Annotated in this window: 23 protein-coding genes and 2 pseudogenes; 13 read left to right on the top strand and 12 right to left on the bottom strand. The window is 61.5% G+C overall.

Annotated elements, in window-relative coordinates:
- Positions 1-124: 124 nt before the first annotated feature.
- Together CD58_RS10960 and CD58_RS10955 are read right to left on the bottom strand one after the other, a co-directional pair.
- Positions 125-604, bottom strand: a complete 480-nt coding sequence (locus CD58_RS10960) for a VOC family protein (protein ID WP_025213044.1) — start codon at positions 602-604, stop codon at positions 125-127.
- Positions 605-672: 68 nt separating this feature from the next.
- On the bottom strand, positions 673-1,974 hold the full coding sequence (locus CD58_RS10955; protein ID WP_025213043.1) for an Nramp family divalent metal transporter: 1,302 nt from the start codon (positions 1,972-1,974) through the stop codon (positions 673-675).
- A 225-nt stretch (positions 1,975-2,199) separates the two neighbouring features.
- Here CD58_RS10955 and CD58_RS10950 point away from each other — a divergent pair, with 225 nt between their 5' ends.
- Positions 2,200-3,153: an endonuclease/exonuclease/phosphatase family protein gene (locus CD58_RS10950; protein WP_025213042.1), complete on the top strand. Its 954-nt coding sequence runs from the start codon at positions 2,200-2,202 to the stop codon at positions 3,151-3,153.
- A gap of 24 nt (positions 3,154-3,177) precedes the next feature.
- Here CD58_RS10950 and CD58_RS10945 read toward each other — a convergent pair whose 3' ends face one another.
- Positions 3,178-3,414: a hypothetical protein gene (locus tag CD58_RS10945; RefSeq protein WP_025213041.1), complete on the bottom strand. Its 237-nt coding sequence runs from the start codon at positions 3,412-3,414 to the stop codon at positions 3,178-3,180.
- Positions 3,407-4,195 carry a VacJ family lipoprotein gene (locus tag CD58_RS10940; RefSeq protein ID WP_025213040.1) on the bottom strand — a complete coding sequence of 263 codons (789 nt, stop codon included), beginning with the start codon at positions 4,193-4,195 and terminating at the stop codon, positions 3,407-3,409. Before CD58_RS10940 ends, CD58_RS10945 begins: the two co-directional genes overlap by 8 nt.
- Before the next feature lie 355 nt (positions 4,196-4,550).
- On the opposite strand from CD58_RS10940, the gene CD58_RS10935 reads away from it, so the two are divergent.
- From CD58_RS10935 to kefC, 4 genes are all read left to right on the top strand, one after another.
- Complete coding sequence (locus CD58_RS10935) at positions 4,551-5,261, top strand: response regulator (RefSeq protein ID WP_025213039.1); 711 nt, start codon at positions 4,551-4,553, stop codon at positions 5,259-5,261.
- Complete coding sequence (locus CD58_RS10930; RefSeq protein ID WP_025213038.1) at positions 5,258-6,604, top strand: sensor histidine kinase; 1,347 nt, start codon at positions 5,258-5,260, stop codon at positions 6,602-6,604. The genes CD58_RS10935 and CD58_RS10930 overlap by 4 nt, the downstream gene beginning before the upstream one ends.
- Before the next feature lie 101 nt (positions 6,605-6,705).
- A complete protein-coding gene (gene kefF / locus CD58_RS10925) occupies positions 6,706-7,227 on the top strand; it encodes a glutathione-regulated potassium-efflux system oxidoreductase KefF (protein ID WP_025213037.1) in 522 nt (173 codons plus the stop codon).
- Between the two features lies 1 nt (position 7,228).
- Positions 7,229-9,055 (top strand): glutathione-regulated potassium-efflux system protein KefC, encoded by a 1,827-nt coding sequence (kefC, locus tag CD58_RS10920; protein ID WP_025213036.1) that lies wholly within the window; start codon positions 7,229-7,231, stop codon positions 9,053-9,055.
- Positions 9,056-9,061: 6 nt separating this feature from the next.
- Here kefC and CD58_RS10915 read toward each other — a convergent pair whose 3' ends face one another.
- Positions 9,062-10,030, bottom strand: coding sequence for a GlxA family transcriptional regulator (locus tag CD58_RS10915; RefSeq protein ID WP_025213035.1), 969 nt, complete (start codon positions 10,028-10,030; stop codon positions 9,062-9,064).
- An 89-nt stretch (positions 10,031-10,119) separates the two neighbouring features.
- Here CD58_RS10915 and CD58_RS10910 point away from each other — a divergent pair, with 89 nt between their 5' ends.
- Positions 10,120-10,965, top strand: coding sequence for an MBL fold metallo-hydrolase (locus tag CD58_RS10910; RefSeq protein ID WP_025213034.1), 846 nt, complete (start codon positions 10,120-10,122; stop codon positions 10,963-10,965).
- On the opposite strand, the pseudogene CD58_RS10905 reads toward CD58_RS10910, so the two are convergent.
- Positions 10,895-11,766, bottom strand: a pseudogene (locus CD58_RS10905) (aldo/keto reductase family oxidoreductase). The gene CD58_RS10910 and the pseudogene CD58_RS10905 overlap by 71 nt on opposite strands.
- A 100-nt stretch (positions 11,767-11,866) precedes the next feature.
- Here CD58_RS10905 and CD58_RS10900 point away from each other — a divergent pair.
- The 5 genes from CD58_RS10900 (at position 11,867) to CD58_RS10880 (ending at position 16,991) form a co-directional block, all read left to right on the top strand.
- Positions 11,867-12,781: a LysR family transcriptional regulator gene (locus CD58_RS10900; protein ID WP_025213033.1), complete on the top strand. Its 915-nt coding sequence runs from the start codon at positions 11,867-11,869 to the stop codon at positions 12,779-12,781.
- 236 nt (positions 12,782-13,017) lie between these two features.
- Positions 13,018-13,680, top strand: a complete 663-nt coding sequence (locus CD58_RS10895) for an SOS response-associated peptidase family protein (protein ID WP_025213032.1) — start codon at positions 13,018-13,020, stop codon at positions 13,678-13,680.
- A gap of 118 nt (positions 13,681-13,798) precedes the next feature.
- Positions 13,799-14,179, top strand: coding sequence for a RidA family protein (locus CD58_RS10890; protein ID WP_025213031.1), 381 nt, complete (start codon positions 13,799-13,801; stop codon positions 14,177-14,179).
- A gap of 264 nt (positions 14,180-14,443) precedes the next feature.
- Positions 14,444-14,995 carry a thioesterase family protein gene (locus CD58_RS10885; protein WP_025213030.1) on the top strand — a complete coding sequence of 184 codons (552 nt, stop codon included), beginning with the start codon at positions 14,444-14,446 and terminating at the stop codon, positions 14,993-14,995.
- A gap of 232 nt (positions 14,996-15,227) precedes the next feature.
- Positions 15,228-16,991 carry an L-lactate permease gene (locus tag CD58_RS10880; RefSeq protein ID WP_025213029.1) on the top strand — a complete coding sequence of 588 codons (1,764 nt, stop codon included), beginning with the start codon at positions 15,228-15,230 and terminating at the stop codon, positions 16,989-16,991.
- A gap of 152 nt (positions 16,992-17,143) precedes the next feature.
- On the opposite strand, the gene CD58_RS10875 is transcribed toward CD58_RS10880, so the two are convergent.
- Positions 17,144-17,479 carry a hypothetical protein gene (locus CD58_RS10875; protein WP_025213028.1) on the bottom strand — a complete coding sequence of 112 codons (336 nt, stop codon included), beginning with the start codon at positions 17,477-17,479 and terminating at the stop codon, positions 17,144-17,146.
- A 257-nt stretch (positions 17,480-17,736) separates the two neighbouring features.
- Here CD58_RS10875 and CD58_RS10870 point away from each other — a divergent pair, with 257 nt between their 5' ends.
- The gene (locus CD58_RS10870) at positions 17,737-18,393 is read left to right on the top strand and encodes a polysaccharide lyase family 7 protein (protein ID WP_025213027.1); all 657 of its coding nucleotides are present in this window, start codon (positions 17,737-17,739) and stop codon (positions 18,391-18,393) included.
- 26 nt (positions 18,394-18,419) lie between these two features.
- Here the strand turns inward: CD58_RS10870 and CD58_RS10865 are convergent, their stop codons facing one another.
- The 3 genes from CD58_RS10865 to CD58_RS10855 all read right to left on the bottom strand — a co-directional run bounded on the left by CD58_RS10865 (position 18,420) and on the right by CD58_RS10855 (position 21,994).
- Complete coding sequence (locus CD58_RS10865) at positions 18,420-19,652, bottom strand: nucleoside permease (protein WP_025213026.1); 1,233 nt, start codon at positions 19,650-19,652, stop codon at positions 18,420-18,422.
- Between the two features lie 81 nt (positions 19,653-19,733).
- The gene (locus tag CD58_RS10860) at positions 19,734-20,831 is read right to left on the bottom strand and encodes a sugar phosphate isomerase/epimerase family protein (protein ID WP_144238543.1); all 1,098 of its coding nucleotides are present in this window, start codon (positions 20,829-20,831) and stop codon (positions 19,734-19,736) included.
- Positions 20,828-21,994, bottom strand: coding sequence for a Gfo/Idh/MocA family protein (locus CD58_RS10855; RefSeq protein ID WP_025213024.1), 1,167 nt, complete (start codon positions 21,992-21,994; stop codon positions 20,828-20,830). Before CD58_RS10855 ends, CD58_RS10860 begins: the two co-directional genes overlap by 4 nt.
- 175 nt (positions 21,995-22,169) lie before the next feature.
- Here CD58_RS10855 and CD58_RS10850 point away from each other — a divergent pair.
- Positions 22,170-23,165: pseudogene (locus CD58_RS10850) on the top strand (LacI family DNA-binding transcriptional regulator); the annotation flags it as partial.
- 177 nt (positions 23,166-23,342) lie between these two features.
- Here CD58_RS10850 and CD58_RS10845 read toward each other — a convergent pair.
- Together CD58_RS10845 and CD58_RS10840 are read right to left on the bottom strand one after the other, a co-directional pair.
- Positions 23,343-24,434: an SMP-30/gluconolactonase/LRE family protein gene (locus CD58_RS10845; RefSeq protein WP_025213022.1), complete on the bottom strand. Its 1,092-nt coding sequence runs from the start codon at positions 24,432-24,434 to the stop codon at positions 23,343-23,345.
- A gap of 95 nt (positions 24,435-24,529) precedes the next feature.
- Complete coding sequence (locus CD58_RS10840; protein ID WP_025213021.1) at positions 24,530-25,660, bottom strand: sensor histidine kinase; 1,131 nt, start codon at positions 25,658-25,660, stop codon at positions 24,530-24,532.
- Positions 25,661-25,863 lie beyond the last annotated feature (203 nt).

The following is a 25,863-nucleotide window of genomic DNA, read 5'->3' as shown; positions in this document are numbered from 1 at the left end:
TGAAGATCCAGTGTGGGAGCGAGCTTGCTCGCGAAGGCGGCGGCACATTCAATATCAATGCAAGCTGCCTCACCGCTTTCGCGAGCAAGCCCGCTCCCACAGAAGATTGGTGGCGATCCGTCGACTAACCTTTCACCGCTGCCTCGATCGCTGCGATGTCGATCTTGGTCATTGTCATCATGGCGTCGAAGGCACGCTTGGCGACGGCTTTATCGGAGCTGGTGACCGCATCCACCAGGACGCGCGGGGAGATCTGCCACGACAGCCCCCACTTGTCCTTGCACCAGCCGCAGGCACTGGCCTGGCCGCCGTTGTCGATAATCGCGTTCCATAGGCGGTCCGTTTCGGCTTGGTCGTCGGTAGCGACCTGGAACGAGAACGCTTCGCTGTGCTTGAACGCCGAGCCTCCGTTCAATCCCAGACAAGGGATGCCCATAACCGTGAAATCGACCGTCAGCACATCGCCCTGCTTGCCCGACGGAAAGTCGCCAGGGGCGTGATAGATGGCCAGCACCGCGCTGTCCGGGAATGTCGCCGCATAAAACTGCGCGGCCTCCAATGCAGTGCCGTCGTACCACAGACAAATCCTGTTCTTGTTGTTCATCCGGATTCTCCAAGAGAGGGACTGGACGGTGAAGTCTAGCAGTCCCCCCAATCGGATGAAGAACGACCTCAGGTGAACAGATCGACACCCAGCTGGAACGCAATCCACAACGCCAGGCCGGTGGCGAACATCAGGGCGATGTTCTCGAACAGGTTGTTGCGGTATTCCTTGCTCAGCAATTTTTTCTGGTTGGACATGATCAGCAGGCCCAGGGAAATGACCGGCAAGCCAATGATGTTCAGTGCGTTAACGCCAATGGTCAGTGTGACAAAGTCTGGCATTCCCGGCAGTGACCAGATCAACGGCGTCACGAGGATAAAAAGCATGAACCATTTGTGCATTGGATCGCGGTGGAATTCTTTGCCGTAGCGCTCCCGGCGCTCGGGCCGTACGTGCTGGAAAGCGTCGGTGATGAGCATCGGGAACGCCGTGGTCTTGCCGGAAATACTGGCGAACAGCGTGGCGAACACACCGATGAAGAACACGTACCAACCGATCGGGCCGAAGAATATTTCCAGGGCCTTGCCCAGATCGCCCAAGGTGTTCACTTCAATGCCGTTGGGTCGCAGGATTTCCGCACCGACGATCCAGATCGCCAGGTTGATGATGATCCCGACGAACACCGCAAACAGCAAATCGTTGCGCTGGATGCGCTTGTGTTCCGGCCCTACCCACCCCTTCTGGCGCATGACATAGGGGTGAACGAAGTTGGCGATGGAACCCGCTACCGCACCGATCACCGAGACCGCCACCAGCAGCGCACCGTGCACACCTTCATCGGGCGGGATGCTGAAGCCGATGGTGCCTTTGACGATACCGGCGACATCCGGGCCGGACATCACGGCCAGGGCCAGGAACGCCAGCGTCATGATCGCCAGCAGCGCCTTCATCACGCCTTCGATCATCGAATAGATATTACGGCCGACCAGCATCCAGACCGCCAACACCACTGCCACCGAGCAGAGCAGCGGGTAGTCGATCTTCAACAACATGGCCAGGGCTTCGCCGGCGCCCTTGATCATGTAGGCATTCATCAGATGCCCCATGAGCAGCGCATACACCAACAGGAACCAGGCGAAAAACGGGTTGAGCTGGGCATAGCCTTGCAGGATGGTCATGCCCTGGTTATTGCAGAGCTGGAAGCGCGCGATGATGTTGACGATCAGGTAGCGGAGCAGAAGCGACACCGCCAGCACCCACATCATGGCGTAGCCGTAGTTCGCACCGGCCACGGATGAGGTGATCAGGTCGCCTGCGCCCAACCAGGAAAGTACCGCGATGATGCCGGGGCCGAGAAGCTTCAATAGGCGTACGACGCGATTTTTCGCAGGTGCCGCAGCCTGGCCTTCGACGGAGGGAATGCTCGTCATAGGTGGAGTCTCCGTTATTTTTTTTGTGAGAAACGGCCACAGTCGAACATACTAGATACGACATCGTACAACTATAATTAATCCGTAATTATGTGAAAATGTTTCAGAGCTTTCTGACCTCGGCGGCCAGCATTTTTTTTGTGGAACATCCCTGCCCGAGCGCGAAAAACAACATCGTTACCTTGTTCTATACTGCACCGGCGCAGCATTCAGGGAGCGGACGCCGTGGCCAAATGCAAGATCCTGATCTGGAATACCCAGCACCTGAACAATCAGGCCGGAGGCAAGATGAGCGATGCCTACCAGGAAAAACTGGCGACGCTCAACCTGGTCTTGCAACAAGACAACCCGGACATCGTCGCCCTGTTTGAAGTGGGCAGTACCGGCAATCCCAATGATCGGCTGGTCAATGACCTGAGTCAGCACTACACCCTCAAGGCCTCCCTCGACCAGGACGGCGGCCTGCGCAAAAGCACCACCCTGGGCTCGATGGTCTTCGTACGCACAGACCGGGACACCGAGTTCAAGGAACGGTACATATGGCCGCTGGGCCCGGAAGCCAGGCGCGCCACCTTGCTGCTGACTGACGATAAGGGCAATACGTTCGCCTTCTGCCATGCCAATGCTTCAAGGAATGCCTGGCCGCAGATCCTCGGAGACATACAAGAACTCGGTTCAATTCACGAAGGCGACTTTCAGCGCCTGGTATTTTTCGGCGGCGACCTCAATACACCTTACAGCTCGGCACCCAAGACCCTCTCCGCGCACCGTGGCGTAACCCGGATGAACGCCGTGTTCCCCGAAGGCAGCGGGTTCACGCACATCACCATCCGCTCTACCGAAACCCAGGCCAGGAAGGAGTACAAGAAACTGGACGAGGTGAGCCGCTTCTATACGCCCATCGACCAATACGTCTCGAGTCTCCTGGGCGGCGACCTGGGCTACGGGGATTTCGCCATTCCGTCGCAGTTGGACTATGCCTATGTCCATGAACACGTAGAGGCGCGGGGATATTGCGACGCAGCGGTGCAGATCAAGAAATCCTGGGTGCATGAGCGCCAGTTGATCCGCAATGCCGATGAACTCAAGGTGCGGGGGCACGATGAGGTGGTGCGCATCTTCCGCGGACAGGCACTGCGCAGCGATCATTATCCGGTGCTTTACGAGCTGCAGTATTGAGTTTCCAAGTTTCGTCGAACCCGACTAGACACGCTCCTGCTCGCCGTTATTCACCATCCAGCGAATCATGCTCGCCAGCGGCACTCGATAGTGGTGGATGGCGCACTCGCCGACGTGCTCCTGGCTGTACAACTCCAGGTAGCGGCTGAGCAGGACATGGCGGCCATCCTCCGCCAGCCGCAGCTCGAGCTCCCGACAATGCAGCACCCCTCGGTCGAGCACTTTCACTCGCCGATGCAACACCAGCACCTCATTACTCATCAACCGATTCTCCATCCTGGCAATGGGTGTTGTCCTGCCCCACCACCCCCAGCTTCCCCTGCGCGACGAAATCGGCGCGTCGCTGCGCCACTGCATCCCGCAGCGCCACGTAGTAATCCGGCCGGGTCTGCAATTCATCCGTCAGCGGCAACGCCTGTGCTCGACCATCGACGATGCCACCCACCGTGTTGACGGTGCCTAGCGTGTCCACGGTATCGCTATTGTCACCAAACGGATCGACCAGGGTGCTCATCAGCTTGCCCGTTGCATCCCGCAGGTTGGCGGTGCCCAGCAGCGGCAGTTCCACGATTGGCCCTGGGGCGATGTTCCAGACGCCGAATGTCTGGCCGAAATCAGCCTTGTGGCGCTCAATGCCGAGCTTGCCCGACACATCGATCAAACCGACGATGCCTGCGGTGGTGTTGATGACGAAACGGCCCAGGGTGTTGACCGAACGCTGGGCGTTGCCTTGAAGCAAGTCGTTGATGAACACCTTGGGCTCGCCGAAGTTTTCCACGAAGTTGTGAACCCCCGTCTGCACGACATCTGGAAGCTTGAGATAGCCACGGGCAACGGGAGCCATCGCATAGTCATCCACGGTACGGTTGAACGCAAAGAGGCCGCGATTGATCGATTCTGCCGGATCATGAACGGTATAGGTCGCGCGTTCACAAGAGCCCGGCGTTGCAGCGGGGGTGCTGGTGCAACCGCTGGCGAGTGCCGCCAGTACAACGACCAGGGAGGATCCAACACGTAGTGGCGCGGGTTTGATGATCGGCATACAAGGCTATCTCGGCAAGGAATAGAGGGGGTTGCCCAACGCCAGTCAGAAGCCGGACACCAACCCCGTGGCGAGGGAGCTTGCTCCCGTTGGGCTGCGCAGCAGATCCAAAGGCAGCGCCCCACAAAACAGGGCCGCTTCGCGCCCCAGCGGGAGCAAGCTCCCTCGCCACCGGGTCCGGTGTTGGCTGGTTATTTAACTGACTGGTAACGGCCCCATCCTGCCGCTGTTTTTTTGCCTGAAGATTTCCAGAGCATTACCCGCCGGCAACTTTGTTGCCGGATTGAAATATATGACGCAGGCCATGGATTGACCCTAGTATCGCCCTCTGTATTCATCACCCAGCGTACCCACCGTGAGCCATTTATTACTGGTGGACGATGACCTCGAAGTCCTCGCCCTCTTGCGCAAATTCCTCGAACAACATGGCTATAGCGTGGATGTGGCCGCCGACGGCGCTGCGCTGTGGCAAGCGGTGGAGCGGCGATTGCCAGACCTCATCATCCTCGACGTCATGTTGCCGGGAGACAGCGGGCTGGTGCTCTGCCAACGGCTGCGGGCCGAACACACGGTCGGCATCATCATGCTCACGGCCATGGGCGAGTTGAGTGACCGCGTCGTCGGCCTGGAGCTGGGGGCGGACGATTACCTGACCAAGCCTTTCGACGCGCGAGAGCTGTTGGCCCGGGTGCGCGCCGTCCTCAGGCGCACCGGCGAAGCCAGGGGCACATTGAACGACTCGTCCCGACCGATCCTGGAGTTCGAGAACTGGCAGCTGGACGTCACCCGGCGCGAATTACGCTCACCGGAAAAAGTCATGATCCCGCTGTCCACGGGCGAGTTCGAACTGTTGCTGGTCTTCGCCGAGCACCCGCGCCGGGTGCTGAGCCGCCAGCAGCTACTGGACCTGGCGCGCGGTGAAACCTTCGATGCGTTTGACCGTAGCATCGACGTCCAGGTCAGCCGATTGCGCCGCAAGTTGGAGACCGATATCACCGGCGCCGCCATGATCCGCACCGTGCGCAACAGCGGCTACCTCTTCAGCCCCCACGTGGTGAAGCGATGAAACCGTTGCGCTCGGCCACTCATCGACCACGGGACACGGTGGCGCGCTGGATCGCCCTGACCACCCTGGTCGCCATGCTGACGTTGCTGGCCTTGAATGAACTGTTCAGCCTGTTGGCGGGTGCCTGGGCGCGCCCTCCCCTGATGGAAACCGGCCTGATGGACAAGGCCGCCGCCATCACCCGCATCATTGACTCCGTCGCACCGGAACAAAGGCCAGCCATCGCCAGGGCAGCCAGCAACCAGAACTTCAACGCGCAATGGTTGCGACGCCATGAGGACGCCCGGTTGCCGGTGATTGACGACCCGGAGTTCAGCGAAGGCTCGGCATTCCTGCGCCAGCAACTGGCCAGGCCCGACGCCAGGATAGAGGCCTACGAGCCGGGCGATTGGCCGGCCGATCAACCCGACGCACGCTATGCCGTGATCATCGAATTGACCGACCACTCGTGGGTCATCTTCTCCGTGCCTTCGCGCAGCTGGGGGCTGGGGGAATGGGCACGCAATTTGATCATTATCGCGTTGATTCTGCTGTCGACGCTGATCGTGGCCCTGATCGCCACGCGGCACTTGGCGGCGCCACTGGAACGTTTCGCCGAAGGCGCCAGGCGCTTTGGCGTCGATCACAAGGCGCCGCCCATCCCGGTCATCGGCCCCCACGAAATCCGCCAGGCAATCAGCGCCTTCAACGCGATGCAGGCCCAGCTCAAGCAATTTCTGCAGGACCGCACGCAAATGCTGGCCGCCATCTCCCATGACCTGCGCGCGCCATTGACCCGCATGCGCCTGCGCGGGGAATTCATCGAGGACGCCGAGCAACAATCCAAACTGTTCAGGGACGTGGATGAAATGCAGGCGATGGTCAATTCGGCACTGGAGTTCTTCCGCGACGATGCGCGGCTGGAACATGCCACCGCGTTCGACCTGGCTGAGCTGCTGCACACCCTCGTCGATGACCTCAAGGATGCCGGCACCGAGGTTTCCTTCGAAGGCGTCCATCGCGTTGTTTATGTAGGCCGCCCCATTGGGATCAAGCGAGCGTTGATTAACCTGATCGACAACGCGATCAAATATGGCGGCGAACCGACGGTTCAACTCAAGGCCAGTGCCGATCAGGTTGAAATCCGCATCCTGGACCGAGGCCCAGGCATCGCCCCCGAATACCACGAGCAAGTATTCGCGCCATTCTTTCGCCTCGAAGGTTCGCGCAACAAGAACACTGGCGGTGTCGGGCTGGGTCTGTCGGCGGCGCGGGCGACGGTGCTGGAGCATGGCGGGACGCTGAGCCTCAGGAATCGGCGTGATGGCGGGCTGGAGGTCAAGGTCTCACTGCCATTGAACTGACCCACGCGGGGCCCCTTGACGAACAATGTTCTAAACAACCGGCGCCTTCCTCGGTAGGATGTCCGGCCTTTTGGCCTGGACCCGCCCCTGGAATCGCTCCGATGATCCTGATCGTTTACGCCCACCCCTACCCCGATCAATCGCGGGTCAACCAGCAGATGCTCAAGCGGGCATCCAGCCATCCGGACGTGGTGGTACGGTCCCTCTATGATCTCTACCCGGACTTTGACATCGACGTCGAGGCCGAACAGCGCGCCCTCGAACAGGCTGAGCTGGTCGTCCTCCAGCATCCGATGTACTGGTACAGCATGCCGCCGCTGCTGAAATTGTGGATCGATAAAGTGTTCACCCACGGCTGGGCCTACGGTCGGGGCACCACGGCCCTCAAGGACAAGAGCCTGCTATGGGCCGTCACCACGGGTGGCGAGCACGATCATTTCCAGATCGGCGCTCATCCGGGTTTTTCCGTGTTGGCCCAGCCGCTCCACGCGACGGCTACCTATTGCCACATGCGCTGGCTGGAGCCGGTCGTGGTGCACGGCGCGTATGCCGCTGAGTCCGCAGCCCAACACGCACAAATCGAACACTACGGCGCCCGACTGGCCTCCTGGAAGGAAGATTGATATGGAGACGCACAGCCTGATTGAAATGCTCATCTACCTGGGCGCGGCGACGTTGATCGTGCCGATTGCCGTCCGGTTGGGGCTGGGCCCGGTATTGGGTTATCTCCTGGCCGGGTGCGCCATCGGTCCGTGGGGGCTGAAGCTCATTACTGATGTGAAGGCCATCTTGGAATTCGCCGAAATTGGCGTCGTGCTGATGCTGTTCATCATCGGCCTTGAGCTCGACCCCAAGCGGCTGTGGGCGTTGCGCAGGATGGTGTTCGGTGGAGGGGCCTTGCAGATGCTGGCCTGTGGCGCAGCGATCGCGGCTTTCTGCGCGGCCCTGGGCCTGAACTGGACGGCCGCGCTGCTGGTGGGCCTGACCTTGAGCCTTTCCTCCACGGCGATTGCCATGCAGGCAATGAATGAGCGCAACCTGACGTCAACCGCCGTCGGGCGCAGCAGCTTTGCTGTCCTGCTGTTCCAGGACATCGCGGCCATTCCCCTGGTCGCCATGATTCCCTTGTTGTCAGCCCACGGTGAAACACCGTCAGGCACCGCCCTGGCGCTGTCGATTGTCAAAATCGTTGCCGCGATCAGCGTCGTCGTGCTGTTGGGACGCTACCTAACGAGGCCACTGCTGCGCTTCGCCGCACGCTCAGGCTTGCGTGAGATTTTCAGCGCCGTAGCGCTGTTCCTGGTGTTCGGTTTCGGTTTTCTCCTGGAAGAAGCCGGCCTGTCGATGGCCATGGGCGCCTTCCTCGCCGGGGTGTTGCTGGCCAGTTCTGAATACCGGCACGCCTTGGAAAGCGACATTGAACCGTTCAAAGGCCTGCTGCTGGGCCTGTTCTTCATCGGCGTCGGCATGTCGATTGATTTCGGCACCCTGATCAACGCACCGTTGAAGGTCATGACCCTGACCCTGGGTTTCATCCTGATCAAGCTGCTGGTGATCAAGTCCGCGGGCCGCTTCCTCAACGTCCCCGCCGGCCAGCGCTCATGGCAGGCCGTGTTGCTGGGCCAAGGCAGCGAGTTTGCCTTCGTGGTGTTCGGTGCGGCGACGGTCGCCGGCATATTGACCGATCAATGGGGCAAAAGCCTGACGCTGGCGGTGGCGCTGTCCATGTGCCTGACGCCCCTGCTGATCCTGTTGCTGGATCGCGTAGAGACCGCCACCAAGAAAGACCGCCGGGAATCCGACCTCATCGACCAACAGAATCCGCGGGTGATCATCGCGGGGTTCGGCCGGTTTGGTCAGATCGCTGGGCGTCTGCTGATGTCCTGCGGCGTCGACGTGGTGGTATTGGATCATGACCCTGACAACATCGAAACGCTGCGTAAATTCGGCGTGAAAGTATTTTATGGAGACGCTACGCGCCTGGACCTGCTACAGGCGGCTGGCGCAGGCCAGGCCACTGTGCTGATCAACGCGATAGACGACCAGGAAGACAATTTGAGGCTGACCGGGTTGGCACGAGAACACTTCCCTGCCTTGAAGTTGATCGTACGTGCGCGGGACATGGGGCACATGATCACCCTTCGGCAGATGGGGGTGGATGCCGCCGAGCGGGAGACCTTTGAGAGCGCGCTGGCCTTGGGGCGTACCGCGTTGGTGCACATGGGGGTCGGGCCGTACGAAGCGCGTGAAAGAGCGGATCAGTTCCGCCGCCTGAACCTTCAGATGCTGGATGAAATCGCTGCCCAACCGGCAGATGACCTCAACTTCAGGCACGACGCCTACAGGCGCGCCAATGCGTTGCTGACAAACATGTTCAACGAGGACCGTGCGCGGCCGCTCAATGACTGGCCTGAAGGCCATCGAAACGAGACGGATGAACCGCGCAGCTGACACCGATCACAAACGCCCGAACTGGCGTCGGTACCGCGCCGGCGTCAGTCCCGTCAGTGCCTTGAACATCCGCTGCAAGTTGGAGCTGCTGCTGAAACCCAGCTCGGCGCCGATGGTGGCAAGGGGTAAAGAGGTCAGCGTCAGGCGTTCGCTGACCTGGTTCAACTTGATGCACCTGGCGTAGGCCGCGACCGTCTGCCCCGTTTCACTGCTGACTTTGCGCGCCAGGGTGCGCTCGGACATCGCGAGCTGGCTCGCCAACGCCTGGACGGTGATGTGCTCCGCCGGCGTCTGCTCGATCAACCCATGCAAACGTCGCAGCAATCCGCTTGGCTGCTCGATCAGGCTCACGCCCTGGAAAGCGGCATGGGGCACCATCGGACGCGGCAGCACCATGAGCCGGGTGATGTCGCGAAGGACGTCGCTGCTGACGCTTCGCTCAATCAGATTTTCGGCGATGGGCAGGTAACCGTTCACACCTGACGCGGTGGCCGTCCGCTCGTTGAAGATGCAGTTCTGCTCACTTTGCCACTGCACGTTTTGGTACTGGCTGCGCATCGCCTCGGCCAGCCACCAGGTCACCGTCGCCGCCTGCCCGTTCAACCGACCGCTGGCGGCCAGCAGACAGACACCCGTGCAATAGGCCCAGAGCTTAAGGGGCCGGGAACGCTTCGACAGAGCGCTCAAGAGTTGGGCCTGGTCAGCCAGCACCGCCCTCACCTGCTCGGCGGACTCAGCCCAGAAGCCGGGCACCAGAACAGCGTCAATAGCGGCGCTATCCAGGGCGGCTGGCGCCGCCAGGCTCACACCGTGGGCGCACGTCACTGGCCCGGCTTGCAGTGCCACGTAGCACACCTCGAACAGCGGTCGCCCTCTTCTTCGGTTGGCGGCATGCAGCAGATCGGCGAAAGCAAACAGTCCGGCAGGCATACAGCCGGGAAACAGGAGCAAACCCACACGGATTGTTTTGGACATGGCTGTAAACGAATCAAAGATGTCAGATTCGGCCATTATGCCTGGCGCACCAGACCGGCACCATGAAGCCCTCATTCAGAGGATGGTCCATGAAAATCCAGCAGATTCGTAACGCCACGATCATTCTTGAGTTCGGCCGGCATCGCGTGCTCGTTGACCCGATGTTGGCCGGCAAGGGCACGCTGCCGCCCCTGCGACTGTTCGGCGCCACCCAGCGAAATCCACTGGTGGAGCTTCCAGCGTCAACGAAGAACGATCTGGAAACCGTCACCCACTGCCTGATCACCCATTGCCAGAAAGGTCATTTCGATCATCTGGATCGGGCAGCCACGCGGTGGCTGAGGGAACGACAGATCCCGGTGATCTGCACGCCCCACGATGCGCGCTACCTTGCCAAGCGAGGCTTGAACGTCCAGCCACTTGCCAAGGAGCACCATCAACCCGGCGCGTTTCTGGGGGGCAACATCCGCACCGTCAGATGCACGCATGGACGCGGGCTGGTAGGCAAGCTGATGGAACATGGCGTCGGTTACCTCATCGAGTTACCGGGCGAGCCCAGCGTCTACCTCACGGGCGATACCGTCCTTACGCCCACCGTGCGCGAGTTCGTGCTGCGCCATCAACCGCAGGTCAGCGTGGTGCCGGCAGGCGGAGCGAGGTTCGACGTCGGTGGCGACATCATCATGGGAATCGAGGAGACCGTGGCGTTCACACGCCTGGCCCACGGGACGGTAGTGGCCAATCATCTTGAAGCGATCAGCCACTGCCCGACCACACGCACAGCCCTCGCCGAAGCGGCCGCCCGGGCCGGTGTCCGGGATCGGATACTCATACCGGATGATGGCCAGGCGTTAGTCTTTGAGTTCAGCCTGCCAGACCCAACCCTTCCAACTCAGCCAACATCTGCGGCGGTATCGTCAGCTCACTCGCCGTGAGGTTTTCCCGCAGATGCGCCAGCGACGACGTGCCCGGTATCAGCAGGAGATTGGGCACGCGTTGCAGCAACCACGCCAGCGCAACACACAAGGGGACGCTTCCAGGCGCGCCGCGACGCTGGAGAGTGCTTGCGATTGCAGCGGGGTAAAGCCGCCCAACGGGAAGAACGGTACATAGGCGATACCCTGTTGGCCCAGGTCCGCGATGAGCTGTTCGTCGGTCCGATGGGTCAGGTTGTAGTGGTTCTGTACGCAGACCACCTTGGCGATGCCTTGGGCCTGCTTGACCTGCGCAGCCGTGACGTTGCTCAGCCCCAGGTGGCGGATGAGGCCCTGGCGCTGCAGTTCCGCCAGCGCCGTGAACGCTTCCTCGATGGAGCCCTCCGTGGGCGATTGCATGTCGCCCCAGGCCCGCAGGTTGACCACGTCCAATACGTCCACGTCCAGGTTGCGCAGGTTGTCATGGACAGCCTGGACCAACTCGGCGGGACTCAGGGCAGGGTTCCAGGACGCGTCGGAACCTCGGACAGCACCGACCTTGGTCACGATCACCAGGTCCTGGGCGTAAGGGTGCAGCGCTTCGCGGATCAACTGGTTGGTGACATGGGGCCCGTAGAAGTCCGCGGTATCGATGTGGTTGACCCCTGACGCCAAGGCTTCGCGCAGTACGGCAATGGCCGCCGCCGGGTCTTTGGGAGGGCCGAACACATGAGGTCCCGTCAACTGCATCGCGCCATAGCCCATGCGTTTGACGGTACGGTCGCCCAGTAAGAAGCTGCCTGCCTTGCCTGCAATGTTCATTTCGTGCCCCTTGGATCAATGTGAGTGGGCCCACTATAGGCATTGACCACTCCACTGATAATCAGGTGCAATCAGCACGGGCTGTACGGCGGAGAGAACAATGGCGACGGATATTCAAGACTTGCTGGCCTTTGTGGCCGTGGTTAACGCAGGGGGCTTTCGCGAGGGCGCGCGGATAAGCGGTAAATCCGCCTCGAGCCTCAGCGATGCCGTACGCCGGATGGAAAGCCGCCTCGGCGTGCGCCTGCTCAACCGCACCACCCGCAGTGTGGTGCCGACCGAGGCCGGTGCCCGGCTGATGGAACGCATTGTGCCGGCCCTGGGCGAAGTCGAAGCCGCCATGGATGTGGTCAACGATTTTCGCGACCGTCCTTCGGGTACTCTCAGGTTGAACGTACCGGTCAGCGCCGCCCGGCTGGTGTTGCCGTCGATCATTACGCCATTTCTCAAGAGCTATCCTGACATCCGCCTGGAGGTGATTGCCGAGGAAAGCTTCGTCGACATGCTGGCGGCTGGCTGTGACGCCGGCATTCGCTACGATGAGCGCCTTGAGCAGGACATGATCGCCCTCCCCATCGGCCCACGTTTCCAGCGCTTCGCGACCGCCGCCTCACCGGCGTACCTCGATGCAAAGGGACGTCCCGAGCATCCACGGGATTTGCTCCAGCACGCCTGCCTGCGGGGCAAGTTCCCCAGCGGCGCCATGCCACTCTGGGAATTCGAGCGCGACGGCGAAACCGTGAGCGTCGACCCGAGCGGCCCGTTGATCGTGCGTATCGGCGGCGCGGTGGACCTTTCGGTGCAAGCCGCGGTGGATGGGCTGGGCATCGTCTACCTGTTCGAAGACTGGCTACGGCCGTACCTGGACAGCGGCGCTCTCGAGCCGGTACTCGAACCCTGGTGGCAGCGCTTTACCGGACCGTTCCTCTACTACCCCGGCCGCCGCTACCTGCCCTCGCCGCTGCGGGCTTTTGTGGATTTCATCCAGGCACGGCGGGATTCGCTGCCTACATAGCCCTGGGAAAAATGTGGGAGCGAGCTTGCTCGCGATGACTGCCGTGAATCCAGCCCCCTGCCCCTGGTCAGCCCACCCTCCCGCTCGTCTCCTCGTCGACAGGATTTTCGAACCAAGCCCACCGCCACGGCTCGGAGATACATGACACCGCTGAAAGCTTCGATGGCACGCTGATGCCGTGGCTTGGACGGCGGGCCCCAGCGAGGCTTTGCGCTCCACTGCCAGGAGTTTTTGCCATGTTCGAATGCCTTGTCCAACAGGTATCCTCAAAGGACTCCCTGGCGTTTTTCGCCCGGCGAGACGCCCATGGCGCCAGTGCTGGGTTGTATGTGACGGCAGACCTGAAACCCCACGCCCAGCAACACGTGATCAAGCCCAACATGCAGGTCAGCGCCATTCGCCGACGTGGCGGGCATCTGGAATGCATCAAGGTCCGCTGGGGCTGGTCGCCTGTCTGGTCGATGGGGACGATGCCGCCGCTAACTCACCTGCCCTTGCACCTGGTGATGCGCTCCAAGGTTTTTGCCCAAATCAAACGTGAGGGACGTGTACTGGTGGCCGTGGACGGGTGGTACCTAAGCACCGATACCGCTTCGACATCCCCGGCACAACGCCTGCGCTACATGACGACCCGACAATCGACCCCGATCTTCCTCGCCGCCCTGGCCCAAGCCAGCGAAACCCCCAACGGCTGCGATGGACTGACGCTGGTGACCTATGGCGATATCGCCAGCAAACAGCAACGTCTCCTGGCGTTCACTGGTGAGGAGGCACTCCAGTGGTTGAAGCCCGACCTGGATTGGGAACAGGCGCAACACATGACGGGGTATGCCGCGATGGCTGAATCTCAACTCGCCCATGTGCCCGCCACCCCGCCAAGGGTTCAGGCCGGTCGCTGAGCGGTGGCCCGTCACAAGGGCTCAAGGAATTCCCGAAGGCTCGATGATGAACGGTAAACTGGCGCACGGTCACCTTGATTTCGGCGACTCTTCCTCCTTTTTCGAACCAGGGATTTCCATGGCAAACCAAGACATCACGTTTACACCTGACCCGGATGCGGACTCCATCTCTTCGGACGTCGCTGGCTTCGGCGGGCTACTGGTCTCCACTCAAATTCCCACCCGCGCCGACGGCAGCCTGGAACTGGGCGATATCACCCTGCAAAGCGAGTGCACGTTGCAGGCGCTCAAGACCGCGCTGGAACGCGCCGGCAGTTCCATGGACCGGGTCTTGCACCTGACCATCTACCTCACCGATATGGCGGATCGCGCGGCTTTCAATGAGGTGTACAAGCGCTTCTTCGCCAAGCCCTGGCCAGTTCGTGCGGCGGTGGGCGTGGCGGCGCTGGCGGTTGAGGGCATGCGCGTGGAAGTGACTGCGATGGCGGCCAAGGCCTGAACGCCCCCCCTTTTTGTAGCCTTGCGAGCGCTTTTGTGGCGAGGGAGCTTGCTCCCGCTGGGTGGCGAAGCCGCCCCAAGATTTTGTGCCAAAGCAAAGAACTTTGGCCTGCTTCGCAGTCCAGCGGGAGCAAGCTCCCTCACCACAAAAGCATCCCGGACATGCCCCAAATGCGCGATTGTCGCCGAAATCGTCATTTACGCACCTAGCCCGCCCCACACGGCGAAGCTAAAGTGCGCTGCTTTCCCCTCTCACGGCGTACTTATGAATCTCTGGTTCCGACTGTTGCTGATGCTGTTCCGTCGTCCCTGGCGCAAGCCGGTGGATCCCCTGGGGACCACCGTGGTGCGTATGCGGGTTTGGCCACTGGACCTGGACCTCAATCGCCATGTCACCAATGGGCGTTATTTCACCCTGGCCGACGTGGGTCGCATGGATTACGTGCTGCGCAGCGGTGCCTACAAAGTGGCGCTGCGTAACCGCGCGGTGCCGATCGTGGGGGATGTCTGGGGCAAGTTTCGGCGGGAGCTGAACCTGTTCGAAGCGTTCGAGGTGCACACCCGGCTGCTCGGCTGGGACGCCAAATGGACCTTCATGGAACACCGCTTCATGAGCCAGGGGCGCGTGGTCGGGGTCGTGATCATGCGTGGCCTGTTCCGCTCGGCCAAGGGCACGATTGCGCCGGGTGAGTTTATCCGGGAATTGGGGTTGGCCGAACAATCGCCGGCCATGCCCGATTGGCTTACCGACTGGTCGCAAAGCTGTGATGGCTTGAGCCTTGAGCTTCGCCAGGAGGAAGGTGGGCACCCACGCTAGCCACACACCACTTACCCTGTGGCGAGGGAGCTTGCTCCCGCTGGGTGGCGAAGCCGCCCCAAGAATTTGTGCTTAAACAAAAAACTTGGGCCTGCTGCGCAGTCCAGCGGGAGCAAGCTCCCTCGCCACAGGTCATAGCCTGATCCCCATTACTGCGCCAAATCCCCGCCTATACTTCTCTGCCAATCCCCCCGGGGCCTGCACTTCCAACAATAAAAAGCAGAGGTGGAACATGGTCTGGCAACAAGTCTACGATCCCTTCGGTAATGCGGTGCTCTCGACGCTCCTGGCGGCGGTGCCGGTGGTGGTGATGCTGGTGTCTCTGGCGTTCTTTCATGTCAAGGCGCACTTGGCCGCGTTACTGGCCTTGGCCTCGGCCCTGCTGATCGCGATTTTCGCCTTCGGTATGCCCGCCAACATGGCCGGTTCGGCGGCGCTGTATGGCGCGGCCAACGGCTTGCTGCCCATCGGCTGGATTGTGCTCAACATCATTTTCCTGCACCGCCTGACCACCGAGAACGGCTCGTTCAAGGTCCTGCAGGATTCCCTGGCGCGCATCACCGACGACCGGCGTCTGCAATTGCTGCTGATCGCCTTTTGCTTTGGCGCGTTCTTCGAAGGCGCGGCCGGCTTTGGTACGCCGGTGGCGGTGACCGGGGCGATTCTGATCGGGCTGGGCTTTTCGCCCCTGGCCGCCTCGGGCCTGGCGTTGATCGCCAACACTGCGCCGGTGGCCTTCGGTGCCTTGGGCACGCCGATCATCACCCTGGCCAAGGTCACCGGCTTGGATGAAATGGAGCTGTCGATGATGGTCGGTCGGCAGTTGCCGTTTTTCTCGGTGATCGTGCCGTTCTGGTTGATCTGGGCCTTCGCCGGGTGGCGCAAGATGCTGGAAATCTGGCCGGCGATCCTGGTGGCCGGCGTCAGCTTCGCCATCCCGCAGTTCTTGGTGTCCAACTACCACGGGCCGATGCTGGTGGACGTGATTGCCGCGCTGATTTCCATGGCCTGCCTCACCGGTTTCCTCAAGGTCTGGAAACCGGCCACGGTGCACACCTCCGCTGCGCTGTCGGGGCGGGTCGACGATTCGAAAATCGATGCCAGCGAGGATGAAAAACCCGTCGCCAGCGCAGCGTTTGCCAGTGACGCCCGTCCCGCCGTGCTAAGGGCCTGGATGCCGTGGATCATCCTCACGGTGTTCGTGTTCGCCTGGGGCACCCAGGGGTTCAAGAACCTGTTCGATACCCGCCCGGCGCTGGACCCGCAAACGCAATCGGCCAAGCTTGACCCGCAAGGCAAGCCGATGCGCGAGGCGAACCCGATCTTCTCGCCCCTGGTGACCTTCGGCACCATCCACCAGCAGATCGAAAAAGTCCCGCCCGTGGTGCCCCAGCCTAAAACCGAGGAAGCGGTCTACAAATTCAACTGGTTCACCGCCACGGGCAGCGGCATCTTCCTGGCGGCGATTCTCGGTGGTTTGCTGATGGGCTATTCCATTCCACAACTGGTGCACCACTATCTGCGAACGCTCTGGGTGGTGCGCTATTCGCTGATCACCATCGTGGCGATGCTGGCCCTGGGGTTTCTCACGCGTTACTCGGGGCTGGACGCCACCATGGGCCTGGCCTTCGCCGCCACGGGCATCTTCTACCCGATGTTCGGCACCCTGCTGGGCTGGCTCGGGGTGGCGTTGACGGGCTCGGACACCGCGTCCAACGTGCTATTCGGTGGTTTGCAACGGGTGACGGCGGAGCAGTTGGGGATCAGCCCGGTGCTGATGGCTGCGGCGAACAGTTCGGGTGGGGTCATGGGCAAGATGGTCGATGCGCAGTCGATCGTGGTCGCCTCCACCGCTACCCGCTGGTACGGCCATGAAGGGGAGATTTTGCGCTACGTGTTCTTCCACTCGGTGGTGCTGGCGATTCTGGTGGGCGGGCTGGTGACGTTGCAGGCGTATGTGGCGCCGTTCAGTCATATGGTGGTGGGGGCGCGCTAATAGTAGGAAGCCAGTGAGGACGGGCTTTGGGTGGCGAGGGAGCTTGCTCCCGCTCGATTGCGCAGCAATCGCATAATAAAGGGGCTGCTACGCAGCCCAGCGGGAGCAAGCTCCCTCGCCACAAGTCAGCTCACTGACCTTTGAAGCACGGTTTACTGAACGCTCTTCAGCTTGACCACATCACCGGACACCGAGGTGGTGTAACCGGTCAGGACCCAGGCCCAGAACCAGTTTTCCTGGACTTGGGTGTTGATCATGGCGTCGCCGCCCTTGGCCTTGATCGCCTCGGTCTGAGCACGGACGAAACGGTTGTTCTGGCGGATCGGGATCACGCCGAACAGCAGCAGGCCGGTGGCCTTCGCTTCACTGTGACCGACGACGGTGTATTGGCTGCTGTCGTATTGCTGGGTCTTCATCGGGGTGCCGGTGCAACCCGCCAGGGCCAGGCCGAACAGTGCGCAGGCGACAACTTTACTGATGTGGTTCATTGAATACTCCATGAGAAAACGCCCGGGATCCATCTCTCGGGCGGCGCGTACTCTAACCGATCAGAATCAGATTGACATCTCTTCGTCCAGGCACGCCGCTGCCCTGAAACGACGTGCCAGAGCGCTGCCAGCACCATCCGTCAGTTGCTCCTCCAGCAAAACAATTCCTCGTCGATAAGCTGGAAACAGCGCCACGGAAGGCCCTCGCACACCTCGGCTGAACGCCCACGAGCGCCAGCCTGCCAGAGCTTTTTACCATGATCGACCTGACCGTCTGGAACCTCACGCTGCCCATCCAAACACCGGCCCTGACCGTTGCGACCAAAGCCGTCCCGACGCTGCGCAACGCGTACTTCACCAACACTGGTGACAAAATTGTGTTCTGGGCGCCGGTGACGGGTTCTCACACGGGCAAAAGCGAATACCCGCGTTCCGAGCTGCGGGAAACCTCGAAAGACGGCAAGTTGCGCAACTGGCGCTACAACAGCGGCATCAACAGCCTGAAGGGAACGCTGTCCGTGAACCAGGTGCCTTCGGTCGGTCGCGTGGTTGTCGCGCAGATCCATGCCAAGGATGCGCCTGCTCCCCTGCTGAAACTGGTGTACCGCTTCGCCAAGGGCAGCGGCAACCTGGACGTCGAATACCGGGTCAAGCCCAAGGACGCGAAGAGCCCGGTGATCTTTACCGTGCCGAACGTTGCCTTGAACAAAGTCTTCACTTACTCCTTGCAAATGGACAAACAGGGCCAACTCTCGGTGCTGATCAACAACGCAGGCAAGCAGGTGAAGCTGGATCCGTCCTGGTACGGCTACAACTTCTACTTCAAGGCCGGCGTCTACACCCTGGACAACGTCGGGTATTCCACCGAAGGCGGGAAAGTGACCTACACCAAACTGGACGTCAGCCATAAATGACGGGCGCCCAGCTGATCGAGCCTGCTTCAGGCCTTTGAGGGCGCGACGACTGCCTGGCGGCCGCTGAAGGTCAACAGGAAGCAGACAAATACCACCAACGCGAAACCGGCCGGGAATAGCCAGATGTTTTTCCAGTCATGGCCGCCGGCCACGGCAAAGTGATCGGTCACCTGTCCCGCCACCCAGAACCCGACCAGCATGCCCAGGCCATAAGTCGCCAACGTAATCAGCCCCTGGGCCGAGCTGCGCAAATGCTTCGGCGCCTTGGCGTCGGTGTAGATCTGCCCCGAGACAAAAAAGAAGTCGTAGCAGATGCCGTGCAGCGCAATGCCGGTGAACAGCATGAACGCCAGGTCGCCGTTATTGCCGTAGGCGAACAACAGGTAGCGCAAGGCCCACGCCAGCATGCCCACCAACAGCGCCAGCTTGATGCCGAAACGCTGGATGAACAGCGGCAACAGCAGCATGAACAGCACTTCGGAGACTTGCCCGATGGCCATCTTCGCCGTGGGGTTGGTCATGCCGGTCTCGGCCAGGAACGGGTTGGCATTCTGGTAGTAGAACGCCAAGGGAATGCAGATCAGGATCGAGGCGATGAAAAACACCAGGTAGCTGCGGTCCTTCAACAGGCCCAAGGCATCCAGCCCCAGCAATTGCTTGATGCCGCCGGCGCTCGCCGGGTCTTTGAGCGGGGCGGTGTTGGGCAGCGTAAAGCTGTAGAGCCCCAGGACCAGCGACGCGATGGCCGCCATCAGGAAGGTATTACGCAAACCACCGGCCGAGATCGCTTCACGCGAATCCCAGGCAAACACAAAACTGATCACCACCCCCGCGACGATCCAGCCGACGGTGCCCCAGACCCGGATACGGGAGAACTCCAGCGCCGGGTCGCGCATCTGCCGGAACGCCACGGAGTTGACCAGGGCCAGGGTTGGCATGTAGGCCACCATGTACGCCAGCACATACGGGTAGAACACGCTGAAATCAGGCGCCGAATACAGCTGGTACAGCAACACCGCGCCCAGCAGGTGCAGGACCGCCAGGATGCGCTCGGCATTGAAATAGCGGTCGGCGATCAGGCCGATCACGAATGGCGCGATGATCGCCCCCCACGACTGCGTGGAGAACGCCATGCCGACCTGCCCGCCGCTGGCACCCAGTGTGCTGGAGAGGAAGGTACCGAGGGTGACGAACCAGCCACCCCAGATAAAGAACTGCAGGAACATCATCACGCTCAAGCGTGCATTCATCGTGGTCATGACCGTCACCGTTTTATTTGTTGTTCTTGTGGGGCAGCTAATAAATAACTCAGGCCTTGCACAGCTTTTGTGTTGGACGGGTTACCTCGACAGGCCCAACAGCCGTCGATTGGAGCCTTCATCAGCCGTCACCCCGGCAAAATCATCAAACGCCTTGCGGGTCTTGCTGATCATGTGCTGCCGGATGAACGCCGCGCCTTCTGCGGCGCCCTGCTGGGAATCCTTCAGGCAGCATTCCCATTCCAACACCGCCCAGCCGCTGAAATCGTATTGAGTCAGTTTGCTGAAGATCGATTTGAAATCGATCTGGCCATCGCCCAGCGAGCGGAACCGGCCGGGGCGATCCACCCAGCCCTGATAACCGCCGTACACCCCGGAACGGGCATCGGGGCGGAACTCGGCGTCCTTGACGTGGAACATGCGGATGCGCGCGTGGTAACGGTCGATGAAGCCCAGGTAATCCATCTGTTGCAGTAGCAAATGGCTGGGATCGTAGAGAATCGCTGCTCGCGGATGATGATCGACGGCCTCCAGGAAGCGCTCGAACGAGGCGCCGTCGTGCAGGTCTTCGCCGGGGTGGATCTCGTAGCACAGGTCCACGCCCGCCGCATCGAAGGCGTCCAGAATCGGCAACCAGCGCCGAGCCAGTTCGGCGAAACCTTGCTCTACCAGGCCGGCCGGGCGCTGCGGCCACGGGTACAAGTACGGCCACAACAGCGCACCGGAAAACGTCGCGTGCGCCTTGAGGCCCAAGCGCTGGCTGGCGCGGGCGGCCAGTTTCAGTTGCTCGATCGCCCACTCGGTCCGCGCCTCGGGCTGGCCACGCAGAGGGGCCGGGGCGAAGTCGTCGAACAGCGCGTCGAATGCCGGGTGCACCGCCACCAACTGGCCTTGCAGGTGCGTCGACAACTCGCTGATCTCGACGCCGAATTGCGCGCATGTGGCCTTGAGCTCGTCGCAATAGTCCTGGCTCTCGGCGGCCCGGGCCAGGTCGATGTACTGCGTGCCCGACGTCGGCAGTTGAACAGCCTTGTAGCCTTGCGATGCGGCCCACTGGGCGATGTTGGCCAGGGTGTCGAACGGCGCTTCGGCGGACATGAACTGCGCCAGGAAAATACCTGGGCCGCGCAGGCCCGTGGGTGCTTCAAGCGGGGACGTCATAGAGTTCTCCGGGTTCATAGGGCACAGGCCAGGGCGGTCCATTTGGCCTCGCCGCGATGATTGGCAATGGCCGCCTCGATGAACGCCATGCCGCGCAGGCCGACTTCGATGCCGGGTACGCCGGGGGCTTCGTGGCCTTGGACATTGCCGCGAATGGCACGGGCGAAATCGCCGTAGAGATTGGCCATGGCCTCCAGATACCCTTCGGGATGCCCGGCGGGCAAGCGCATGCGCTGGGTGGCGGCCTCGCACAACCAGGGCTGGCCGACACCGCAGCGCAGGATGCGCAGGGGTTGGTCGAGGGCGCGATGGATCAGGCTCGTCGGTTCTTCCTGGCGCCACTCCAGCGCGCCCCTGTCGCCATAGACGCGGATCTTCAGCGGGTTCTCTTCACCGGCGCAGACCTGGCTGGCGATCAACACACCACTGGCGCCAGCGTTCATTTGGAACAGCATCGACACATCATCGTCCAACCGGCGGCTCTGGATGTGGGTGCCCAACATCGCGCAAATTCGCTCGACGGCTTGGTCCGCAACGAACTCCGCCAGGGAAAACGCGTGGGTGCCGATGTCGCCAATACAGCCGCCCAGCCCTGACTGTTGCGGGTCGTCGCGCCAGCCGGCCTGCTTGTTGCCCTGCCCGGCGACGTCCTGGCTGAGCCAGCCTTGGGGGTATTCCACCAGCACTTTGCGCACCGCGCCGATCACCCCCGAGCGCACCATGTCCCGGGCCTGCCAGACCATGGGATAACCCAGGTACGTGTGGGCCAGGCCATAGAGCCGGTCGCTGCTCTCAACCGCTTCTTTCAGGGCGAGCAATTCACGCAGGTTCAGCGCCGCGGGCTTTTCGCTGAACACATGGAAACCGGCCTTCAGCGCCTGGCTGGCGATGGGAGCATGGAGGTGATTGGGGGTGACGATGACCAGCAGTTCCATACGCTGGTCCGCTGGCAACGCCGCTTCGGTGTCCAGCATCTGCTGCCAGTCGCTGTAGCAACGGGATGCGGGCAGGCCAAGGGCCGCGCCGGTTTGCCGGTTGTTCTGGGCATCGCGGCTGAACGCGCCGCACACCAGCTCGAAACCGCCGTCCAGGCCCGCGGCCTGACGATGGGCCTGGCCGATGAAAGCGCCCTCTCCACCGCCGACAAAGCCGATTCTTATTTTGGGTGCTACAGGATTCATCGCGATTCTCTTTTGCGGTTGCTGACGATGTAACCGGTTACATCATGACGGAAATCTAGGCTCAGTTTTCCGTCGTGTCAAACCTCACGCGCCATGAATGACCGTTTGTGCGGCACGCAACCTGCGGTAAGCTCCCTCACCGTGCCGGCATTCCTGGCGCCGAATCGAGGTGATCTTGTCCAATATCCGTGAAGTGGCCCGGTTGGCCGGTGTGTCGGTGGCCACGGTGTCCAGAACGCTGAAATCCCCCGAGCGGGTGCTTCCCGAAACGCGGGACAAGGTCAATGCGGCAGTGGAACAGGCCGGCTATCGACCGAACCTGATGGCCGTGCAGTTTCGCTCCCGCCGCACCGGTAACCTGGTGATCCTGGTGCCGACCATCGCCAATACCTTTTTTGCCCGGGTCATCAGTGGTGCCCAACAGGCGGCCCAGGCGGCGGGCTACCGATTGCTGTTGTGCGACACCCAGGGTCGGGCGCAAATCGAGCGGGAATTCGCCGCCCTGGTCTACGCCCACCAAGCCGACGGGGTGATCCAGTTGCGGGCCAGCGACCCGTTCGAATCACTTCCCTCGGGCGTCGATTCCCTGCCGCTGGTCAACGCTTGCGAAGTGGTCAAAGGCGCGCCCTACCCGACCATCAGCCTCGACAACCGCGCCGCCGCCCAGGCCATGACCGAGCATCTGATCGGCCTCGGTCACCGCCGCATCGGCATTATCAAGGGGCCTCGCAGCAGCCCGCTGACCCTCGACCGTGTCGCCGGTTACCAGCAAGCCTTGGAGCAGGCCGGCATCGCGGTCGACCCGAGCCTGATCTGCCATGGCGACTTCACCTTGAAGGCGGGTTATGAGGGTGCCGAGGCCATGCTGGAACGGGCCGACCGCCCCAGCGCACTGTTCTGTGAAAACGACGAGATGGCCATCGGCGCGCTCAAGCGCATCAAGCAAATGGGCTTGCGAGTGCCCGAGGATATTTCCCTGGTGGGGTTTGACGATATTCCTTTCGCCGCCTATTGCGACCCGCCCCTGACCACCATTTCGCAACCTGCCGAAGCGTTTGGCCAAAAAGCGGTGGAGATGCTGATTGCGCTGATCGAGAAGAAGCCGATTGCCCAACGGCATGTGTTGCTACCGTTTGAGTTGACGGTGCGTGGCAGTACGGCGCCTTTGGCGGGGTTTGTGGCGCCAGGGAGCACCCAGGCTCCTGTGGCGAGGGAGCTTGCTCCCGCTGGGCCGCGAAGCGGCCCCAAAGAATGAATCCAGTCAACCTGACACAACGAGGTGTCAGGTTTCAGGGCTGCTTCGCAGCCCAGCGGGAGCAAACTCCCTCGCCACAGTGATTACACTGACTCAGGCAAACGTCGCCCCCCGGGTATTCACGAACAGCGAATACAACGAGTGGCTGCCAGCCATGAACAACCGATTGCCTTCCCGGCCACCAAAGCAAACGTTAGGGCAGCGTTCCGGCAAGGAGATGTGCCCGATGGCCTTGCCTTCGGGGTTGAACACCCGTACCCCATCGAGTTTCTCCAGGTCGGCCTTGGGGTCGCCGTTGCCGCCCCAGCCGCACCAGAGGTTGCCGCCCTCGTCGCACTTGATCCCGTCGATAGCCGCGTAGTCCAGGCCTTCGATGTGCTTGCGCCGGTCGCCCAGCGTGCCGTCGTCCTTGACCGTGATCGCCCAGATCAGGCGGTTGGGCTTGGCCCGGCCTTCGACCACGTAGAGGGTTTTCTCGTCTGGGGAAAAGCACAGGCCGTTCGGCCCCGCCAGGTCGTCGATGACCCGGGTAACCTTGCCGGTCTCGCCGTCGACGCGATACACGGCGTGGGGTTGAGTGGGGGTGACTTTGTGCCCTTCGTAGTTGTTGCCGGTCTGGAACGGTGGGTCGGTGAACCAGACCGAACCGTCCCGTTTGCACACGATGTCATTGGGCGAGTTGAAAGGCTTGCCCTCGAAACTGTCCGCCAGCACGGTAATCGTGCCGTTGTGTTCAGTGCGAGTGACACGTCGCCCTTCGCTGGACGTGGTGGAGCCTTCGCACACCAGCAGCCGCCCCTGGCGATCACGGCACATGCCGTTGGAGAAGTTGGAATTCTCACGGTACACCGACAGGTCGCCGGTGACTTCGTCCCAGCGCACGATGCGGTTGTTGGGAATATCACTGACCAGCAGATAACGGCCGTCACCAATCCACACCGGCCCTTCCGCCCAACGCAGGCCGGTGGCGAGTTTTTCCACACTGGCGTTGAAAATGCGCAAGTCCATGAAGCTGGGGTCAAGGATATTGATCAGCGGGTCCGGGTAACGCTGGCTCAAGGGCTCGGCCTGGGCGAGCCCCGGCAGATTGCCAAGGGTGGCGGCAGCCGCCGAGACCACCAGGGATTTTTTCAGGAATACCCGGCGGCCCTGATCGGCGGCGGGTGCAGATTGCGAAGCATCCATCGTGCGTCTCCGTTAATTATTATTGGACGGGACGACTGTTTTACTACGTGATAAGACATCGTACAAGTACACACCCTTCGCGCCTGGGCAGACAATCAGTCCGCGTGAAGGGGGATCCGAACGGTAAAGGTGGTGCCCGATCGCACCTTCGAATGTACCTCGATGGTGCCCTTGTGGGCCGCTACGATCGCTGAGGCGATATACAGGCCAAGCCCCAGCCCGGCCGTCGAGCCATATTGCATTTCACCGCTGTGCAACTGCCGGACCATCGGGTTGAAGATGCTGCCGATGGCGTCTTCGGCGATAGGTTTGCCCTGGTTGTTGATCGCAACGACCGCCGTGTCCTCTTCGGCGCTCAATGAAACAGTAATCGGCGTGCCCTCGGTACCATGCTGGACGGCATTGCCGATCAGGTTAGAGAACACCTGTTCCATTCGTGCCTGGTCAAACAATCCTTCCAGAGGACCGGTGGTTTCAAACAGGATTCTGTTTTCCGGGTGATAGGCCCGCGCCTCCTCCACCATGCCTTCGCAGGCCGCCACCAGGTCACCGTTGAAGCGCTGCACTGGAATGCCGGACCCCAGTTGGGTGCGGGTGAAGTCCAGCAGGTCGCCGACAATCTTGGTGGCCCGCTTGACGCTGGTGTAGATCCGCGAAGAGATCTTGGTCGCTTTGGCGGGCAGGTCCCCCGCCCGCAACAGCACCTCGGAACTCAGCAGGATGGCGCCCAAGGGGCTGCGCAGGTCATGCCCCAGGATCCCGAGGAAGATATTGCGCGCCGCATCGACCGCCGACGAATAACTGACCACTGATTCCGCCAAGGCCTGGTCCACGGCTTCGTTGAAGCGGATCAAGTCATCCATGACCTGCTTGTGCTCCAGCTGGGTGTGCGGCATCCAGAGCATCAGCACACTGGTGCGCAGCGCCCGGTACTCCGAGACCATCTGTTCCACCGTAAAACCCGAGGATTGACGAATGATCGCATGGGTTTCTGCAGGGGTTTCGGCATCCGTCGCCGGGGCGTCACCGTGGGACTTGGCGATCCGTTCCTTGCGCGTTTGCGAGGTGCGCAGGTCCGCGGCGATGGTTCGCAGCATCTGTTCGGCGTGGTCACGAAGCGCCACGGAATCCATGCCCTCGGAAGCCGGCGTGATGGTTTTGGCGAAGTCTTCCCACGCCTGGAGAATCGGCTCGATATTGTCGAGGATGAAATCGGCCAGGCGCATGGATGGCTCCGCAAAAAGGGCGAGGATGTAAACGACACATTGGTCAGGTTGTTGTACAGCAAAGCGCAGGGCTGCGTACGAGGTCTTGCGAGGAGTCGCTGCGCCGACGTAACAGGTCATCGGGATTCGAACCTTGTCTCTTACAACGCTATGGGGTACAAAACCATGTTGTACGACAACCTATAACTAAAAATAATTGACCC

Origin of the sequence: Pseudomonas brassicacearum (assembly GCF_000585995.1) — a bacterium.
In the GTDB taxonomy this organism is placed as follows: domain Bacteria; phylum Pseudomonadota; class Gammaproteobacteria; order Pseudomonadales; family Pseudomonadaceae; genus Aquipseudomonas; species Aquipseudomonas brassicacearum_A.
This window is presented reverse-complemented; position numbering and strand designations above follow the sequence as displayed.

What these genes read in the sequence shown, in the direction of transcription:
- CD58_RS10960 (WP_025213044.1), bottom strand. Translation starts at nt 604, where the DNA reads ATGAACAACAAGAACAGGATTTGTCTGTGGTACGACGGCACTGCATTG.
- CD58_RS10955 (WP_025213043.1), bottom strand. Translation starts at nt 1,974, where the DNA reads ATGACGAGCATTCCCTCCGTCGAAGGCCAGGCTGCGGCACCTGCGAAA.
- CD58_RS10945 (WP_025213041.1), bottom strand. Translation starts at nt 3,414, where the DNA reads ATGAGTAATGAGGTGCTGGTGTTGCATCGGCGAGTGAAAGTGCTCGAC.
- CD58_RS10940 (WP_025213040.1), bottom strand. Translation starts at nt 4,195, where the DNA reads ATGCCGATCATCAAACCCGCGCCACTACGTGTTGGATCCTCCCTGGTC.
- CD58_RS10930 (WP_025213038.1), top strand. Translation starts at nt 5,258, where the DNA reads ATGAAACCGTTGCGCTCGGCCACTCATCGACCACGGGACACGGTGGCG.
- kefF (WP_025213037.1), top strand. Translation starts at nt 6,706, where the DNA reads ATGATCCTGATCGTTTACGCCCACCCCTACCCCGATCAATCGCGGGTC.
- kefC (WP_025213036.1), top strand. Translation starts at nt 7,229, where the DNA reads ATGGAGACGCACAGCCTGATTGAAATGCTCATCTACCTGGGCGCGGCG.
- CD58_RS10915 (WP_025213035.1), bottom strand. Translation starts at nt 10,030, where the DNA reads ATGTCCAAAACAATCCGTGTGGGTTTGCTCCTGTTTCCCGGCTGTATG.
- CD58_RS10910 (WP_025213034.1), top strand. Translation starts at nt 10,120, where the DNA reads ATGAAAATCCAGCAGATTCGTAACGCCACGATCATTCTTGAGTTCGGC.
- CD58_RS10900 (WP_025213033.1), top strand. Translation starts at nt 11,867, where the DNA reads ATGGCGACGGATATTCAAGACTTGCTGGCCTTTGTGGCCGTGGTTAAC.
- CD58_RS10895 (WP_025213032.1), top strand. Translation starts at nt 13,018, where the DNA reads ATGTTCGAATGCCTTGTCCAACAGGTATCCTCAAAGGACTCCCTGGCG.
- CD58_RS10890 (WP_025213031.1), top strand. Translation starts at nt 13,799, where the DNA reads ATGGCAAACCAAGACATCACGTTTACACCTGACCCGGATGCGGACTCC.
- CD58_RS10885 (WP_025213030.1), top strand. Translation starts at nt 14,444, where the DNA reads ATGAATCTCTGGTTCCGACTGTTGCTGATGCTGTTCCGTCGTCCCTGG.
- CD58_RS10880 (WP_025213029.1), top strand. Translation starts at nt 15,228, where the DNA reads ATGGTCTGGCAACAAGTCTACGATCCCTTCGGTAATGCGGTGCTCTCG.
- CD58_RS10875 (WP_025213028.1), bottom strand. Translation starts at nt 17,479, where the DNA reads ATGAACCACATCAGTAAAGTTGTCGCCTGCGCACTGTTCGGCCTGGCC.
- CD58_RS10870 (WP_025213027.1), top strand. Translation starts at nt 17,737, where the DNA reads ATGATCGACCTGACCGTCTGGAACCTCACGCTGCCCATCCAAACACCG.
- CD58_RS10865 (WP_025213026.1), bottom strand. Translation starts at nt 19,652, where the DNA reads ATGACCACGATGAATGCACGCTTGAGCGTGATGATGTTCCTGCAGTTC.
- CD58_RS10860 (WP_144238543.1), bottom strand. Translation starts at nt 20,831, where the DNA reads ATGAACCCGGAGAACTCTATGACGTCCCCGCTTGAAGCACCCACGGGC.
- CD58_RS10855 (WP_025213024.1), bottom strand. Translation starts at nt 21,994, where the DNA reads ATGAATCCTGTAGCACCCAAAATAAGAATCGGCTTTGTCGGCGGTGGA.
- CD58_RS10845 (WP_025213022.1), bottom strand. Translation starts at nt 24,434, where the DNA reads ATGGATGCTTCGCAATCTGCACCCGCCGCCGATCAGGGCCGCCGGGTA.
- CD58_RS10840 (WP_025213021.1), bottom strand. Translation starts at nt 25,660, where the DNA reads ATGCGCCTGGCCGATTTCATCCTCGACAATATCGAGCCGATTCTCCAG.